Here is a 16,126-nt window from a genome sequence, read left to right on the forward strand (position 1 = left end):
GACGACCGGCGGTTGAGCGAATCGGGAGTAGAGATGATCCGACGCAGAACCCTGCTGGCCGCAGCGGGCGGTGGGCTCCTCGGCACCGCCCTGGCGACCGGCACCGCACGCGCCGACGCGACGATCGCGGTCAACCCGGCGACGAAGTACGGCACTTGGGAGGGCTGGGGCACCTCGCTCGCCTGGTGGGCGAACGTCTTCGGCGCCCGGGACGACTTCGCCGACATCTTCTTCACCACCAAGTCGACGACGTACAACGGCACTTCGCTCCCCGGCCTGGGTCTGAACATCGCCCGTTACAACCTCGGCGCGTGCAGCTGGAACTCGGTGAACGGCGAGTCGATGGTCGCCTCCGCCAACATCCCCGCGTTCAAGCAGATCGAGGGCTACTGGCAGGACTGGAACAACGAGGACCCCACCTCCTCGGCCTGGGACTGGACGGCGGACGCGACCCAGCGGGCGATGCTGGTGAAGGCCACCTCGCGGGGCGCGACCACCGAGCTCTTCGCCAACTCCCCGATGTGGTGGATGTGTTCGAACCACAACCCGTCGGGCGCCTCCGGCGGCGGCAACAACCTCCAGACCTGGAACTACCGCCAGCACGCCTCCCACTTGGCGTCCGTAGCCCTCTACGCGAAGAACAACTGGGGAGTGAACTTCGCGACGGTGGAAGCCTTCAACGAACCGTCGTCGAGCTGGTGGACGGCGACGGGAACGCAGGAGGGCTGCCACATGGATTCGACGGTCCAGGCGGCCGTACTCCCGTACGTCCGCAGCGAGTTGGACAGCCGCGGCCTGACGAGCACGAAGATCTCGGCGTCCGACGAGACGAGCTACGACCTCGCGCGCACGACGTGGAGCGCCTTCTCGTCGACGACGAAGGGGTATGTGAACCGGGTCAACGTCCATGGCTACCAGGGCTCGGGCGGCCGCAGAGACCTCCTCTACACGGACGTCGTGACGACATCGGGCAAGGCCCTCTGGAACTCCGAGACGGGCGACAGCGACTCCACGGGCCTGACGATGGCCGGCAACCTCCTCTACGACTTCCGCTGGCTGCACCCCACGGCATGGACGTACTGGCAGGTCATGGACCCGTCGTCCGGCTGGGCGATGATCGCGTACGACCAGAGCACGCTCACGGCCGGCGCGGTCCAGACGAAGTACTACGTGATGGCCCAGTTCAGCCGCCACATCCGCCCCGGCATGACGATCCTGGACACGGGCGTGAGCTACGCGGCGGCGGGCTACGACGCGTCGGCGAAGCGGTTGGTGATCGTCGCCGCCAACACAGGCTCGTCGTCGACGAAGTTGACCTTCGACCTGTCCAAGTTCACGACGGTGGCGGGGGGTTCGAGCGGCTTGGTCCCGCGTTGGAACACGGTGACGGGCGGCGGGGGCGACCTGTACACCGCCCACTCGGACACGTATCTGAGCGGCAAGACGGTGAGCGCGACGTTCGCGGCGGGGGCGGTGCAGACGCTGCAGATCGACGGGGTGGTGATCTGACCGCGGGGTCGGAAGTCGGTTACGGCGGTGGGCGGTTCGGCCTGCTCGCCCTGGCGCTCGGCGGTTTCGGAATCGGTCTGACCGAGTTCGTGATCGCCGGGCTGCTGCCACAGGTGAGCCGCGGCCTGCACGTGTCCACGGCGGCCGCGGGCTGGCTGATCTCCGGCTACGCGCTGACGGTCGCGGTGGGCGCGATAGCGGTGACGGCGGCGACGGCTTCCCTGCCCCAAAAGCCGGTCCTGGTAGGCCTGGTGGCGTTGTTCGTCGCAGGAAACCTGCTGTCGGCACTGGCTCCCGGCTACGGGGTGATGCTGCTGGGCAGAGTCGTGGCGGCCTTGTGCCACGGCTCGTTCTTCGGCATAGGCTCCCTCGTCGCCCGCCGCCTGGTCCCTCCCGAACGCGCCTCGCGGGCAGTGGCGTTGATGTTCACCGGCCTGACGGTGGCGAACGTCCTGGGGGTCCCGTTCGGCGCGCTCGTCGGCGAACGCTGGGGCTGGCGGGCGACGTTCTGGGCGATCACGGCGATCGGAGCGGTGGCACTGCTCGCCATAGCCGTCCTGGTACCGGCATGGGCGGGAGCGAGGGGCGGCCGCGCGGACCTCCGCACACAACTGCGCGCCTTCCGCTCCACCCAGGTCTGGCTGACCCTGACAGCCACGGCCCTCGGCTACGGCGGCATGTTCGGCGCGTTCAGCTACCTCGCGTACACCTTCACGCGGGTCGCGGGCTTCTCGACGACGGATGTGGCGTGGCTGTTGGTGGTCTACGGCACGGGGCTGGTCGTCGGCAACATCGCGGGCGGGCGGGGGGCGGACCACAACCGGGACGGGACGTTGCTCGTGTCGCTGGCGGGGTTGGCGGTCACGTTGACGGTGTTCGGTGCGTTGGCGAGCAGCCGTCCGGCCTCGGTGATCCTGGTGTTCCTGCTGGGTGTGTTCGGGTTCGCGACGGTGCCGGGGATGATCACGCGGGTTACGGATGCGGCGGGGGGTGTGCCGTTGGCGGCGAGCGCGAATGTGTCGGCTTCGAACGTGGGGAACGCGGTGGGGGCTTGGGCGGGGGGATTGGTGATCAGTGCGGGGTTCGGTTATGCGGCTCCGTTGTTCGTGGGGGCGGGGATCGTGGGGGTGGGGTTGGGGGTTATGGGGGTTGCGGCGTGGGGGGTTGTGGGGGGCGGGAGAGGGATGGGAGTGGGGATGGGGACGGTGGCGAGGACGGGGACGGGGACGGGGACGGGGACGGTGGAGGGCGGGGCAACGGGAGGTGAGGGTCGTAGAGGCACAGGGGTCGTAGAAGCGCGGGAGCCGTAGGACCACGGGGGTTGTAGAAGCACGGGGTCGTAGGGGCATGGGGTCGTAGGGGCATGGGGGTCGTAGAAGCACGGGAACCGTAGAGGCACAGGGGCCGTAGAAGCACGGGAACCGTAGAGGCAGAGGGGCCGTAGAAGCACGGGAACCGTAGAGGCACAGGGGTCGTAGAGGCATGGGGGTCGTAGAGGCATGGGGGTCGTGGAAGCGAGGCGGCCGTGAAACTGGCGGAAACCGGGAAGCCACCCGGTGTTCCCCGCGGCGCGGCCCCCGCCGGCGCTCTCACCGCTCCCCCACGCCACCCTCACCGGCCGACCTGGGCTTATCTCTCCCCTTGCCTCCATCTCTGTCGGCATCGGCAGTACCGTGTCGTTCATGCGCCCCGACACGCCCGCCGAGAACGTCGACCACTCCGCCGAAGCGGCCCGCCTGGAGCGGACCGCCGCCCGTTACCCCGAGGACGCCGAAGCCCTGCTCCTCCAGGCCGCGGCCCACCTGGAACTGGCCGGCGACCGCCCCGCCGCCACCGCGCTCTACGACCGCCTGCTGTCTTCGGCGGACGCCCTGGAAACCCCGCATCTGGTACGGGCCCTCAAAGCCTCGAACCTCTGGGAGTACGGCCACGAGGCCGAAGCCAGGGCCATCATCGACGGGGTACGGACCGCGTCCCCCCGCGATCCCGCACCCTGGGTGATCGTCGCGGAGTCCCTTGAGTCCCACGACGAGTTGGAGGCGGCGCAGGAGACGTTCACGGAGGGCGTGACGCTGCTCCTGACCGACGTCCCCGAACCGCCTTACTCCACCCACCCGTTGCTGTACGGCCGGCACCGGGTGCGGCGGATGCTGGGCGTGTCGCACGACGAGTGGGACACGCTGGCGGACACGTTGCATTCGGCCCACGCGTCCTCTTCGTCGCCGGTTTCCCTGGACGAGCTGCATGATCCGAAGCGGGTGTGGTCGCTGGGGTCGGACAACCCGGCGGAGTTGGAAGCCGAGATCTCGCGGCTGCGGGCGGAACTGGGGGCGTTCCGGGAGGCGTTGTCGCGTCCGTTCCCGGTGGCCGTACTGCACTGGCCCGAGGGGGAGTTGACCGAGTTGGTCGGTGCGTATGAGTCCCTTGCGGTGGAGTACCCGTCGCACGAGGAGCACCTCGCGACGATAGAGGGGTCGCTGCGGGAGCTTGCGGCCAGCGGGACGCCGAACCTTGGGATCGTCACGGGGACGGTGCCTTCTTATGAGGCGTTCGCGGCGTCCGAAGGGGCTTCGCCGGGGGATGTTGATCTGTTGCCGCAGTATGCGACGACTCTCGCTGCGCGGGGGCGGGCTGTGGTTTGGCCGCCTCAGCGGGGGGCTTCTTGTTGGTGTGGGTCGGGGCGGGCCTATGGGGAGTGTCACGGGGTCGCGCAAGCCTGACGGCGTCCCGGCTCCGAAGGCTGACACCTCGGAACGTGGACCCGTTTTCTTCCGATCCCGTCGCTCCTTCATCGCTGGTTCGCGCTAGCGTCACATGTGACCAGCTGAACTGGCATGCCCGCATGTGTCCGGGTGTGTCCCGGCCCGCGAGGAACACCTGCATGCCGCCCTACGAGCCGTCCTCCGACTGGCAGTTCGACGTACCGACCAGTGGAAGCAAGCGGCTCCCGCCGGCGGCCAGGTCGTTCGAGTCGCTCGCACACCAGGGCTACGGCTTCGAGGCGGCCATCGCCGACCTGATCGACAACTCCATCGACGCGCACGCCCGTGACATCGTCGTGAGTTTCCTCCGGGACACCGGGGAGCGGGACGGCCGCGACCGGCTCGTCGGGCTGCTCGTCATCGACAACGGGGACGGCATGGACGAGCCGGGCCTGGACACGGCGATGACCGTCGGCGGCCGCAAGGGGTACGCGCCCGGCGCGCTCGGGCACTTCGGTGCCGGTCTGAAGGCCGCGTCCCTCTCGCACGCCGACGCGCTCACCGTGATCAGCCGGACCAGACGCAGCCCGTCGGCCGGCCGCCGCTGGCTCACCGCCCGCGCGCGGGCCGACTTCACCTGCGACATCGTGGACGCGACGTACTGCCAGGATCTGGTCGACCGGTACGACGGCGTCATCGGCTGGCACGGCACCATCGTGCGCTGGGACCACGTCCGCACGTTCGAGACCATCACGGACGGCCAGACCGACCGGTACCTGGAGGACGCGATCGAGCGGCTGGAGACCCATCTGGGCCTCTATCTGCACCGGTTCCTCGCCCGTGAGGACTTCCACATCGACATCGTCGTCGAGGACGTGCACACCCGGGAGGAGCTGGACCACCGGGGTGTGGAACCCATCGACCCGTTCGGATACCGCGTGCCCGGCAGAGCGGGCTATCCCCGTACCTACACCGCCCCCATCGCGGGGGTCGGCGACATCGGTCTCACCGCCCACATCTGGCCGCCCAAGTCGCCTCTCGTCGCGTACCGCGGCATCGGGTCGCTCAGCGAGCGTCAGGGCTTCTACCTCTATCGCAACGACCGGCTGGTCCAGGCCGGCGGATGGAACGACACCCGAAGCGCGGAGGGTCATCTCTCCCTCGCCCGGATCGCCGTGGACCTGCCGCCGGAGCCGAACGACGTGTTCGCCCTGACCGTCAAGAAGGACGGGGTCCAGGTCACCCCGGCCTTCGCGCGCGGGTTGGAGAAGGCGACGGACCCGTCGACCGGTCATGCCTTCGCCGCCTACGTCCAGGAGGCCGAGACCACCTACCGCGAGGCCGCCCGGCGTCGCACCGAGGTCAGACGCAAGGCGGTCGTCCCGCCGGGCAAGGGCATCGACCCGAAGGTGAGGAGAACCCTCCGGGACGAGTTGCCACAGCTGGAGGGCGAGGAACCGATCACCTTCACCTGGGCCCGGCTCACGGTTCCCGACGGTGTCGACCCCTCGGATCTGCTGTTCACGATCGACCACAAGGAGCGTCGGGTCGTCCTCAACAGGGACTACCGCCAGGCCTTCAACGGTGGTCGCCACGGTGGCTCCAACGACGCCCCGGTCCTGAAGGGCCTTCTCTATCTGATGCTCAACGAGATCTTCCAGAAGGAACGGCTCTGGGCCAACCAGACCGACAGGATCGCCCTGTGGAACAGCGTGCTCGTCTCAGCCGTGCGTGCCGAACTCTCCCGTGACGAGGGGTAGTTCCCTCCCCGACCGCCCGTCCCCGTCCGCCACCACAGAGAGTCTCCCGACCGCCGTGACCGAGAACACCCCCGCCGCTCCCGACCTCCTCGTCGACCTGCACGGAGAGGCCCTCGACGCGATGAACCGGCGCGGCCCCAGACACTTCGCCAAGCTGGTGTTCGCGCTCTCCGACGGCGACGAACCCGGGGACACGGACATGCTCCGCTTCCAGGACCGCGTCCTGGAAGCGGACCCGGGCGACGAACTGCTCACCCTCTGGCGCCGCCGGCTCACCGCCTGGGACTTCGAGACGTCCCCGGCCTGGTCCGAGACATCTCCCCGTACTCCGGAGCGACGCGTGGAGGTCTACGAGAAGCTCGCCTTCGACACCGGTCTGCGCAAGGCCTTCGACACGGTCGTCCCCGTCCACACGGAGCCGGGTCCGGTCACCATCAGCCGCGAGTTCGAGCCCTGGTACACCCATGAGCAGGCGGCGAACCGCTCCTTCTACTGGACCTCGTACGAACGGCTGTTGCGCCGCAAGGGGTGGAGCGACGCGGCGGTCTCCGGCCTGGAGGAGGCTGCCCACGCCGTCGTCGAGCGCCTCGCCGACCCCACCCGCGACACCCCCTACGGTGCTCGCGGACTCGTGGTCGGGTACGTCCAGTCGGGCAAGACCGCCAACTTCACGGGGGTCGCGGCCAAAGCCGTCGACGCGGGCTACCGGCTGGTGATCGTCCTGGGCGGCACCCTCAACCTGCTGCGCGGACAGACCCAGCGCCGCCTCGACATGGAGCTGATCGGCAGGGAGAACATCCTGGGCGCCGCCGACGCGAACGACCCGGACGCCCTGGTCGGCGTCGACTACCAGGACGACGAGGACTGGCCCGAGAAGTTCGTCTCCTTCGGTGCGCGTCCCTCCGTACTCGGCCACTTCGACATCGAGCGCCTCACCTCGCGCGACCGTGACTACATGTCGCTCGAACGCGGCATCAGCGCCCTGGAGTTCAAGAAGGCCGACCCCGATCTGCCGCTGTACGACCCGGCGAACCTGCACGCCGCCCCGGCCCGCGTCATGGTCGTGAAGAAGAACAAGTCGGTTCTGGAGAAGCTGGTCCGGGATCTCAGGAAGTTCGGCCCGGCCCTCGGCGAGATCCCCGCCCTGATCATCGACGACGAGTCGGACCAGGCCTCGGTGAACACCACCGACCCGAAGAAGTGGGAGGCCGGGACGGTCACCCGCACCGCGATCAACGGTCAGATCAGCAAGCTTCTTCAACTGCTGCCCCGCGCCCAGTACGTGGGCTACACCGCCACCCCGTTCGCGAACGTCTTCATCGATCCGGGCGACGAGAAGGACATCTTCCCGCGCGACTTCCTCATCTCCCTTCCCCGGCCCGTCGGTTACATGGGTGTGCGGGACTTCCACGACCTGGACGGCGTCGAGGACGGGACGGGCAGCGCCGAGGAGAGGCACGTCCGAGGCATCCACGAGTCGACGGGCGACCGGCTCCAGGAGGCACTGGACGCCTTCGTCCTCGCCGGCGCCCTGAAGCTCTACCGCGCCGAACACGGCGTGGACGAGGGACCGTTCCGCCACCACACGATGCTCGTGCACGAGTCCGTGCGGATGGTCGAGCACACCGCGCTCGCCCAGCGCATCACCACGTTGTGGCACAACTCGGCGTACACGGGCCCCGAGGGCCACGCCCGGCTGGCGGACCTCTTCGAGAAGGACGTCCGGGTCAACGCGGACGACTCCCTGCCCACCCCGACGACGTACGCGGACCTCAAGCCGTACGTGTACGAGTCCCGCCGGCTCATCAACAGAGGCGGCACCCCCGTCATCGTCGTCAACGGCGAGAGCGAGCGCGACTACGCCCAGCCCGACCTGGACTTCGACCGCACCCCCAACGTCTGGAAGATCCTCGTCGGCGGCGCGAAACTGTCCCGCGGCTTCACCGTCGAGGGCCTGACGATCTCCTACTACCGCCGTACGACCCAGCAGGCCGACACCTTGATGCAGATGGGCCGCTGGTTCGGCTTCCGCCCTGGCTACCAGGATCTCGTCCGGCTGTACATCGGCCGTGAGGAGCAGCTCGGCCGGGGCCGGTCCTCGAAGACGGTCGACCTCTACGAGGCCTTCGAGGCGATCTGCCGCGACGAGGAGGTCTTCCGGGCCGAGCTCGCCCGCTACGCCCCTCTGGTGGAGGGCAGTCCCCAGGTCACCCCGGCGCAGATCCCTCCCCTCGTGGCCCAGCATCTGCCCTGGTTGAAGCCGTCGGCCCGGAACAAGATGTTCAACGCCGAGTTGGTGGAGGTGCGATCGGCGGGTGTGTGGCAGGAACCCACGGCCTATCCCGAGGATCCCGAGTCCCTGCGCCACAACACGGAGTGCTGGGAGCCCGTCCTCGGCCTCCTCTCGCCCACCCCGGTCTCCCTCGGTGTGGAGGACGGCCCCCGGTTCGACGCCCGGTCGGGCACGGTGTCCCACCGGGACCTGCTCACGGTGCTGTGCGATCTCCGTTGGTCGATCCCGGAACAGTTCTCGCCCCACCTGGAGTTCCTGCTGGGTGCCGGGCAGGAGCCGAGCACGATCGACGACTGGGTCGTGGTCACCCCGCTGCAGACGTCGAGCCGCGGGAACGAGGCCCGCGTCATGGGGCACGGTCCCTTCTCCCTCGCCCACCGCACGCGGCGCCGGAGCAATGTCTTCGGTGCCATCCGCGACCCCAAGCACGTGGCGGCGGCGATGCGTCTGGCGGGGGTCCCCGAGCTGACCGGCAACGCGGCCGTCGAGCGGTACGTGCGTCCGCGTCGGGGTGCGCTGGTGCTCTACCCCGTGGTGGAGTCCGAGCCCCGGACCCTGTCCGACGGATCGGTGGATCCGCGTGACCTCGTGATGGCTTTCACCTTCGTCGCCCCCAGGTCCTCGGTGGGGCCGCAGCGTCCACTGGTCCGGTTCCGCACGATCGACTCCAGCCGGCAGGATGCGGTGGTCATCGACCGCGCCGACCCACGTTCCTGAGGCGATCCGAACATTGGACGACGTGAGACCTTCCTCGCCCGGCGTCTCCGCACGCATGTCCCGACAGCCCAGCAAGGACACGGCGGCCGAACTGGCCGTGCGTCGCCTGTTGCACGCCGCGGGGCTGCGCTACCGGGTGGAGTACCCGGTGCCCGGCATGGCGCGGCGCCGCATCGACGTGGCCTTCACCCGGGCCAGGGTGGCGATCCTGATCGACGGTTGCTTCTGGCACGGGTGTCCCGAGCACGCGACCCGGCCGAAGGCCAACGCGGAGTGGTGGCGCGAGAAACTGGACCGGAACATGGCCCGCGACCGGGAGACGACGGAGCATCTGATCGCGCGGGGGTGGACGGTGCTGCGTTTCTGGGAGCACGAGGCCCCGGACGCGGTGGCCGCACGGGTGGTCGCCACGGTGGGACAACGGCTCACGGAGCGGACGAGGGGGAGAGAAGAATGAGTGGTCCGACGTTGGTGGACGTGGGTTCCGGCGCGGGCGGGCTCGCCCTCGGGCTGGAACAGGCGGGATTCGAACCGCGCCTGCTCCTAGACGACGACGAGGCGGCCGTCAGCACTCTGCGGGCCAACCGGCCGCAGTGGAACGTGCTCCACACCGACCTGCTGGACTTCGATCCGGCCGAGCACCCCGTGAGCCTCGACGTGGACCTCCTGTCGGCCGGCCTGCCGCGGGTGAGGTCGAGCGCGACCGTCGGACGGGCGGATTCGCGGGCGGAGGAGCGGCTGTTGAAGGCCGCGGTCTATCTCGTCCACGCGATCAGACCTCGGGCGGTGCTCATCGAGAACGTCCCCGGTCTCGCGGAGTCGGACGAGTACCAGCAGTTCCGTGATTTCGCCCATGCCGAACTGGCCCATCTGGGATACGAGTTCAGCTGGTTCGTGCTGAACGCCGTCGACTTCGGGGTGCCGCAGAACCGTCGGCAGGGCGTGCTGGTGGCCGTGGAACGGCAGCGGGCCGAGGCGTTCCGGCCGCCGACGCCCACCGTCGAGGAGCCCATGACGGTCGGCGCGGCGTTGGAGGCCTCCATGGCCTCCCGCGGGTGGAAGGACGCGGCCCGTTGGGCCGCCCAGGCGGACCGTCCCGCTCCGACCCTCGTCGGGGGTTCACGGAACCGGGGCGGCGCCGATCTGGGACCGTCCGGGGCCAAGAACACATGGGCCACGATGGGGGTGAACGCCCATACCGTCGGTGACCTGACACCCGACCCCGATTTCGACTGGAATCCGGAACTCGGTCGGGGCGGCATGGTGAAGCTCACGGTGGAGCAGACGGCGCTGTTGCAGGGTTTCCCCGGGACCTGGGAGATCACCGGTCGCAAGACCGCCCGGTACCGCCAGGTCGGGCAGGCCACCCCGCCTCCTGTCGGGCGAGCACTGGGCCGTTCCGTGCTGGCGGCCCTGAACGGTAAAGGATGATCTTTGGGCCGGCTAGACTCCGCCTCATGAGCAGCACGGCGCCCCAGCAGTCGATTCTGGGCAATCCATACATCCTGGACCTTTTCGCCGGCCCGGGAGGCCTGGACGTCGCCGGGCACGCTCTCGACATCCGGAGTCTCGGCATCGAGTGGGACCGCAGCGCGTGCCTCACGCGGTACGCCGCCGGGCTGGAGACCCTGCACGCCGATGTGAGCGCGGTGCGCCGGGACGCGTTCGAGTCCCTGCCGCCGGAGATCAACATGCTCGCCGGCGGCCCGCCGTGCCAGACGTACTCGGTGGCCGGGAAGGGAGCCGGGCGTCAGGCCCTGGAAGAGGTCAAGGGGTACATCGAGCGGCTGACGGCGGGTGACTCGGACGAGGCCATCGACAAGGACCTCAGCACCCTGTCGGACCCGCGGACCGCGATGGTGCTGGAACCCCTCCGGTACGCGATCCAGGCGACCCGGAGCCCGAACCGCGGCGGACGCCCCTACGACGTCATCGTCCTGGAGCAGGTCCCGGCGGTCATCGCGCTCTGGGAGCACTACGCCACGGTGTTGCAGGAGACGGGCCTGCCCGACGGCACCAAGTACCACGTCACCGTCGGGGTCCTCTCCACCGAGACCTACGGTGTGCCGCAGACGCGGACCCGCGCGGTACTGATCGCCCGCCGTGCGGGGCTCGGCCTCCCCTCCCTCCCGCCGGCCACCCACCGGGCCTACGACGCGAAGGCGTGGAACCGACGGAACGGACAGCAGGCGGACCAGGTCCGACAGCCGACGCTCGACGAGGCCCCCCACCCCTCGGACGACTCGGACCTGCTGCCATGGCGGTCGATGGGCGACGTCCTCGCGGACCCGGTGGGCGAGCATCCGGGACGTACTGTTCCCTTCCTGGTCCGCTCCAACTACGGCAGTTCCGGGATTCCCGGCCGGCGCGGGGTGCGGACCGATCGGCAGCCGGCCACCACGGTCACCGGGCGCATCTCCCGCTTCGTGGTCTTCGAGCACCTCGACGAGAACATCGTCCAGGAGGGCGACCGGTTCCACATGAACGAGGCGGGGATGTTGCAGAGCTTCCCGCCGGACTATCCGTGGTCCGGCACGGCGCAGGCCCAGCAGGTGGGCAACGCGGTGCCGCCCCTGTTCGGCGCACACCTGTTGAGCGCCGCGCTCGGCCTGCCGACGCCGGACGCCGATGTACTGCGCAAGCCCTGGCAGCGAGCCACCGAGAGTCAGCGGGCCAAGCTGCGCAGGGACGGCTGTGGTGACTCCGATGCCTGCACCGACAAGTGCCCGAGTCCCGCGGCCCAGCACCCTCCCCGTTCCGTCCCTCCGACGACGCGCCCGGCCGTCGGAGGTCCGCGGCGTCCGACCGCGATCGTCAGTCGGAGCTCTTCCTCCCTCTGATCGGGGCGGTCGCGAGGAGGTCGTCGAAGCAGGCGGTGAGCGCGGCCACGGATTCCTCCGGCGCCGGATCCTCGTCAGGTCCCTGGGGAAGGCTGCGCCGCGCCACCGGTGGCGCGGACTCGGCCTCCACCACCCAGTCCCGCATCCGGGCGGGGTCCTTGGAGGTGTCCGGCCCGATGGCGTCGTAGATCAGCGTCGCTCCGGCCGCACTGATCGCCAGGCAGAGACCGTTGATCTCGCGCCCGGTGGTGACCCGTCCGGTCTTCAGCAGTCGGACGATGGCCTGGGCCGAGGGGCGATGGTCGATCAGGTCCAGCCGGAGAACGGTGTGGATGACGTCCTGGTTTCCGCACGCGGTCTCGACCGGCTCGTAGTCCGGGCCGTTCCGGAAGAGTTCGGCCGCCCACCAGAGGCGCGAGAAGCACTGCCGGTCCGCGGCACCCCGGAACCGTTCGGGAGCGATACGCGACTCCGGCCTGTTCGGCGTCCCGCCCGAGAGGTGTCGCCAGGCGACGTAGTCGGGGGCCACCGCGAGGGCGAGGTGGTTCCAGAGGCGCTTGTCCGCGGCCTCCCGTCGCGTCAGGCGGAGTGTGGCGTGGAGCCGGGGAGCCAACCACGCGTCGGCACGCGTGCGGTCCTCGCGGAACGCGAACATGGCGTCCTCGAACAGACCGCGGAGCGGCTCGACGGCCCACCGGGCGTCGTCCTCGGGCAGCGGCTCGACGACCTTCGCCAGGTCGACGCCGCCGTGCACCTGTTCGCCCGCGATCAACTGCTCGGTGAGGAACGGGTCCATGGCCGAGGCGGCGAGCAGCCCGAGCCGTTCCGGTACATGGTTCGGTCGGGTGATCATGCCTCACCTGCTCGGTTCATCTGCTCCAGGCCCCGGATGACGAATCCGACGGCCTTGCGGGCTTCGGCGCGGCGGATCGCCGCATAGTGGACGCGGGTCTGGAGTTCCGGCCAGCCGGACTCCCCGGTGCGCCGTCGGTGGACCTGGCGCAGGGCTTCCTCGACGTGCACCCCGGGGATCACGTCCGGGAGCATCTCCCTCAGCACCTCGCCCTGCCAGTCCGTCGGGAAGACCGGGCCGCCTCCGGGTTCCACCTCCAGGTCGCCGACGGCGGCGTGGAACACCGCGGTCCAGACGTCGGTGGCCATCTGCGCGACCAGGAGGTCGCGCACCTTGCTCTCCAGTCCCGAACCGCCACTGTCCAACAGGTCCATGACGCCTTCGAGTTCGGTGTTGACCCACACGGTGGGAACGCGGGCCGCGGGGTCCACGATCCAGGGGGCGTCGGCGTACGCGCGGAGCCATTCCCGGGAGCTCTTCTGGAACGAGGCCTTCTGGACGTCCAGTTGAAGCCCGCGGACGGGTTCCTCGGAGACCGTGTCGACGACCCAGTTCCGGTCGGTCTCGGCGACGGCCCGTCCCCGCACGCCGTCCACCGTCCCCACGGCGAGGACGGCCAGGGAGGCCCGCCCCACGTGGTCGTCGCGGACGACCTCCAACGAACCGGACCAGTCCCGGCCGTCCTCCGTGTCCCGGTCGAGCCTCACCGAGGTACGGACGTTGGTCTCGCCGTCGGTCAGCACGGCGAGGACCTCCAAATCGGACCATGCGGCGTCCGGTGCGTCCGCCCCGGGGGGCAGGGTCGCCGACAGGCCGATCGCGGCGCTCACCCAGTCGTCGTGACCGGCCACACCGAGTGCGACGGTCTGCTGCTGGGTGGAGTACGCGGTGGTCTCCAACTGGTCGCGGGTCCCGTCGGGGAGCCTGATCGCCACAGAGGTCACCCTGAGGGAGACAGGTCGGTTGAGTCGCTTGTAGGGGTAGATCTTCACGGTGTCATTCCCCCTTTCCGGCCCGGAGTTCGACGACGAGTCGGGTGAGCGTGGTTCTCACCGGGTGGCTGGTGACATCGGTGGCTCCCCGGAACTTCGCACGTCGTGTCCCGGGCGGGAAGTACAGGACTCCGTCCTGCACCTCACAGCCCTCGATCGCGACGAGTTCCGCCCAGTCCAGTCTCGGGAGTCCTCCTGAGCGCACGTCCAGTTGGGCGACCGGAACCATCGGGGTGATCTCGTCGCCTCTGGGGATGCCGACCTCGGCGACGATCTGCCACTCCCCGGCGTCGCCGACCGTCGCCTCCAGCCGGTCCAGTACCGGGACCACCGGCCCGGTGGGCACCTTGGCCTGTGGTTTGGCCCGCACGGTCAACGCCTTGCGCAGGGCTTCCCCTCCCTCGGCCCTGGTGCGCCGGGGACGGGCCACGATCTCCTTGACCGCATTGTTGACCTCGGTGGTCAGCTGGTTGATACGGCGGTAGGCGGTGGGCGACCAGCGGAGGGTCAACTCCTCGGTCTGTCCCCACCTGTCGTGCTCGGGCGGTTCGGACGCACGGAGGAACTCCTCGGCCTCCTTCGCGAAAGGAACCGATTCCCCGGCGGCCTCTCCCACCAGGAGGACGGCCTGGAAGGGGTTGGTCCCGACCGGCAGCCTCGGTACGCCGGCCCTTTTGACGGTCATCCGGTTGCCTCGCAGCGAGTCCACCTGGTTCTTGTGCCCGTCCCTGTCCTGGGTGTCCTCGGTGACCAGCAGAATCGCCTGGTGCGTGCCCAGGGTTCCGCCGGCGCCTCCGGAACGGGGCAGCTTCAGGGGCACGCCGCGTGCCGCGACCTGTCCGGCCTCGGTGAGCCGGTCGACGGTGACACCTTCGTAGTGCGCCTTCAGGGCACGGGTCCGGGAAGGCTGTTCACGCATGGGATCCACCTGCTCCTCGGGGACGACGACTTCGCCGTTGCGCAGGGAGCGGACGGACACCTCCAGCAGGGGGAGCCTGCTGCCGCCGCCGGTCATCGCCGCCCAGAAGTCCCGCCCCAACGCGGTGACCAGGCGTCGGTGCATCTTCTTCAGATCCCGGGTGTCTTCGTGGGCGTCCTGGTCCAGGTCGTCCACCTCGACGTCGAGTTCGGTGTCGGACGTCTTCTCGTCGAGGCTCGCGACATCGTGCGCTCCGACGACGAGGAAGGAGGTGCCGGGCTCGTCGTTGTCACGCGTGAGGTGCAGGCGTTCCGCCGTCTCCTCGTCCGCCCACCACGAGCGGACGACTTCGGCTCCCTCCGATTCGGGGTCCGGTCGGCCGAACCAGGCGGGGCCCGCGTACTGGCGGCCGTCGACCTGCCGCCAGGGCAGTTCGAGCCGTCCGACGAGCCGCCGTTCGGTGCGTCCCTCATGCGGTACCGACAGCGTGGAGTTGATGAGCACGAGCCCCAGGGCACTCGTGGCCCAGAGCGTCGCCTTGCCCAGTCCGTAGGAACCGCCCGCGCCGTGGCCCGACTTCAGGCTCTCCAGCTGGCGTCTGACCACCGCGGCGAACTTGCCGTCCTCGTAGTCGTCACCGATGAGTCCCGAGGCGTTGTAGTCGTCGATCCGCAGCAGGAGCAGACGCCCCTTCTCGTACATGTCGCGCACCCCGGCGTCCACGACCCGGCCGACCTTCTGGCTGCCGGCGCTCTCCGACACGGCGGAGTAGTGGGGGAACAACTCGTTCCAGAGGATCGCCTCCCGGAAGGCGTCGAGCGCCTCCCCGGTCAACTCGTGCAGGGTGTAACGGACCCTGACCGGCCGCCCGTTCTCGGTGAGGCGCTCGTCGAGGCTGTTCTGGCAGGTCTCCCGGGCGAGCACCTGTACGTCGGCGTCGAAGGCGAACGCCGCGGCATTGCCCAGGTCACGCCCGCCGTCGGGATAGCCGCGACGGTGATACCAGGTGATCGGCAGGCCGATCTGGGTGTCGGTGGTGCGGGTGTGCACCGTGCCGAGGTCCGTGCCGAGCGCCCTGGCGATGTCGGCCATGACCGTGGGGCGCGGGGTCGACCTGCCGGTGATCCATGCGGAGACGGCGGCCCGTGTCAGTTGTAGTTCCTCGGCCAGTTCGGCCTGCGTCCTGCCCGCGAGTTTGAGCTGCCGGGCCAGCCAGGGCCCGAACTCCTCACCTGTCTCCACGCGCCACCTGCTCCTAGCCGGTAGCCACAGACGGGTCGCCTGCGGCGAACAGGAGGCTAATTTGACGCGAGGAAGGCTGTCAACTGATGGTTGATCGCTCGGCAACCACCCTTGCGGTTCATTCAAGTCATCCAAATGCCCACGATTGCCCTAATTCGCCCCCTTTCGCATTCACTCCGCGAAGGGGCCGTCCGGGTCGGCGGAAGCTCATTGACGGCCTTGCGCTCGACCGGTAGAGTTTGTGTCGGCGGATTTGCCGCCCCGTTCGATCTCTCCACAAGAGAAGTCGCTCGGCGGGC

General features: G+C 69.4%; 11 protein-coding genes. 8 read left to right on the forward strand and 3 right to left on the reverse strand.

The annotated features are described in order from the left end of the window. Positions 1–33: 33 nt before the first annotated feature. From R2B38_RS14150 to R2B38_RS14185, 8 genes are all read left to right on the forward strand, one after another. Positions 34–1,509 carry a beta-1,6-galactanase gene (locus R2B38_RS14150; RefSeq protein ID WP_318016558.1) on the forward strand — a complete coding sequence of 492 codons (1,476 nt, stop codon included), beginning with the start codon at positions 34–36 and terminating at the stop codon, positions 1,507–1,509. 89 nt (positions 1,510–1,598) lie between these two features. Next, a complete protein-coding gene (locus R2B38_RS14155) occupies positions 1,599–2,819 on the forward strand; it encodes an MFS transporter (protein ID WP_411978449.1) in 1,221 nt (406 codons plus the stop codon). 372 nt (positions 2,820–3,191) lie between these two features. Continuing rightward, positions 3,192–4,229 carry an SEC-C domain-containing protein gene (locus R2B38_RS14160; protein WP_318016559.1) on the forward strand — a complete coding sequence of 346 codons (1,038 nt, stop codon included), beginning with the start codon at positions 3,192–3,194 and terminating at the stop codon, positions 4,227–4,229. Positions 4,230–4,390: 161 nt separating this feature from the next. Continuing rightward, a complete protein-coding gene (locus R2B38_RS14165; protein ID WP_318016560.1) occupies positions 4,391–5,971 on the forward strand; it encodes an ATP-binding protein in 1,581 nt (526 codons plus the stop codon). Between the two features lie 121 nt (positions 5,972–6,092). Next, a complete protein-coding gene (locus tag R2B38_RS14170; RefSeq protein WP_318021677.1) occupies positions 6,093–8,981 on the forward strand; it encodes a Z1 domain-containing protein in 2,889 nt (962 codons plus the stop codon). A 55-nt stretch (positions 8,982–9,036) separates the two neighbouring features. Further along, on the forward strand, positions 9,037–9,438 hold the full coding sequence (locus R2B38_RS14175; protein ID WP_318021678.1) for a very short patch repair endonuclease: 402 nt from the start codon (positions 9,037–9,039) through the stop codon (positions 9,436–9,438). Continuing rightward, on the forward strand, positions 9,435–10,412 hold the full coding sequence (locus R2B38_RS14180) for a DNA cytosine methyltransferase (protein ID WP_318016561.1): 978 nt from the start codon (positions 9,435–9,437) through the stop codon (positions 10,410–10,412). Before R2B38_RS14175 ends, R2B38_RS14180 begins: the two co-directional genes overlap by 4 nt. 26 nt (positions 10,413–10,438) lie before the next feature. Further along, positions 10,439–11,821 carry a DNA cytosine methyltransferase gene (locus R2B38_RS14185; protein WP_318016562.1) on the forward strand — a complete coding sequence of 461 codons (1,383 nt, stop codon included), beginning with the start codon at positions 10,439–10,441 and terminating at the stop codon, positions 11,819–11,821. Here the strand turns inward: R2B38_RS14185 and R2B38_RS14190 are convergent. The 3 genes from R2B38_RS14190 to R2B38_RS14200 are packed head-to-tail and all read right to left on the reverse strand — an operon-like array spanning position 11,796 to position 15,827. Then, positions 11,796–12,674, reverse strand: a complete 879-nt coding sequence (locus R2B38_RS14190) for a DUF6339 family protein (RefSeq protein ID WP_318016563.1) — start codon at positions 12,672–12,674, stop codon at positions 11,796–11,798. The two genes, R2B38_RS14185 and R2B38_RS14190, sit on opposite strands and share 26 nt — an antisense overlap. Continuing rightward, a complete protein-coding gene (locus tag R2B38_RS14195; RefSeq protein ID WP_318016564.1) occupies positions 12,671–13,666 on the reverse strand; it encodes a hypothetical protein in 996 nt (331 codons plus the stop codon). Before R2B38_RS14195 ends, R2B38_RS14190 begins: the two co-directional genes overlap by 4 nt. Before the next feature lie 4 nt (positions 13,667–13,670). Further along, a complete protein-coding gene (locus tag R2B38_RS14200; protein ID WP_318016565.1) occupies positions 13,671–15,827 on the reverse strand; it encodes a helix-turn-helix transcriptional regulator in 2,157 nt (718 codons plus the stop codon). Positions 15,828–16,126 lie beyond the last annotated feature (299 nt).

The sequence above is a fragment of the Streptomyces sp. N50 genome, from assembly GCF_033335955.1.
Taxonomy (GTDB): domain Bacteria; phylum Actinomycetota; class Actinomycetes; order Streptomycetales; family Streptomycetaceae; genus Streptomyces.

Coding starts and splice junctions, on each gene's coding strand:
- R2B38_RS14175 (WP_318021678.1), top strand. CDS start 9,037: ATGTCCCGACAGCCCAGCAAGGACACGGCGGCCGAACTGGCCGTGCGT.
- R2B38_RS14185 (WP_318016562.1), top strand. CDS start 10,439: ATGAGCAGCACGGCGCCCCAGCAGTCGATTCTGGGCAATCCATACATC.
- R2B38_RS14190 (WP_318016563.1), bottom strand. CDS start 12,674: ATGATCACCCGACCGAACCATGTACCGGAACGGCTCGGGCTGCTCGCC.
- R2B38_RS14180 (WP_318016561.1), top strand. CDS start 9,435: ATGAGTGGTCCGACGTTGGTGGACGTGGGTTCCGGCGCGGGCGGGCTC.
- R2B38_RS14150 (WP_318016558.1), top strand. CDS start 34: ATGATCCGACGCAGAACCCTGCTGGCCGCAGCGGGCGGTGGGCTCCTC.
- R2B38_RS14165 (WP_318016560.1), top strand. CDS start 4,391: ATGCCGCCCTACGAGCCGTCCTCCGACTGGCAGTTCGACGTACCGACC.
- R2B38_RS14160 (WP_318016559.1), top strand. CDS start 3,192: ATGCGCCCCGACACGCCCGCCGAGAACGTCGACCACTCCGCCGAAGCG.
- R2B38_RS14170 (WP_318021677.1), top strand. CDS start 6,093: ATGAACCGGCGCGGCCCCAGACACTTCGCCAAGCTGGTGTTCGCGCTC.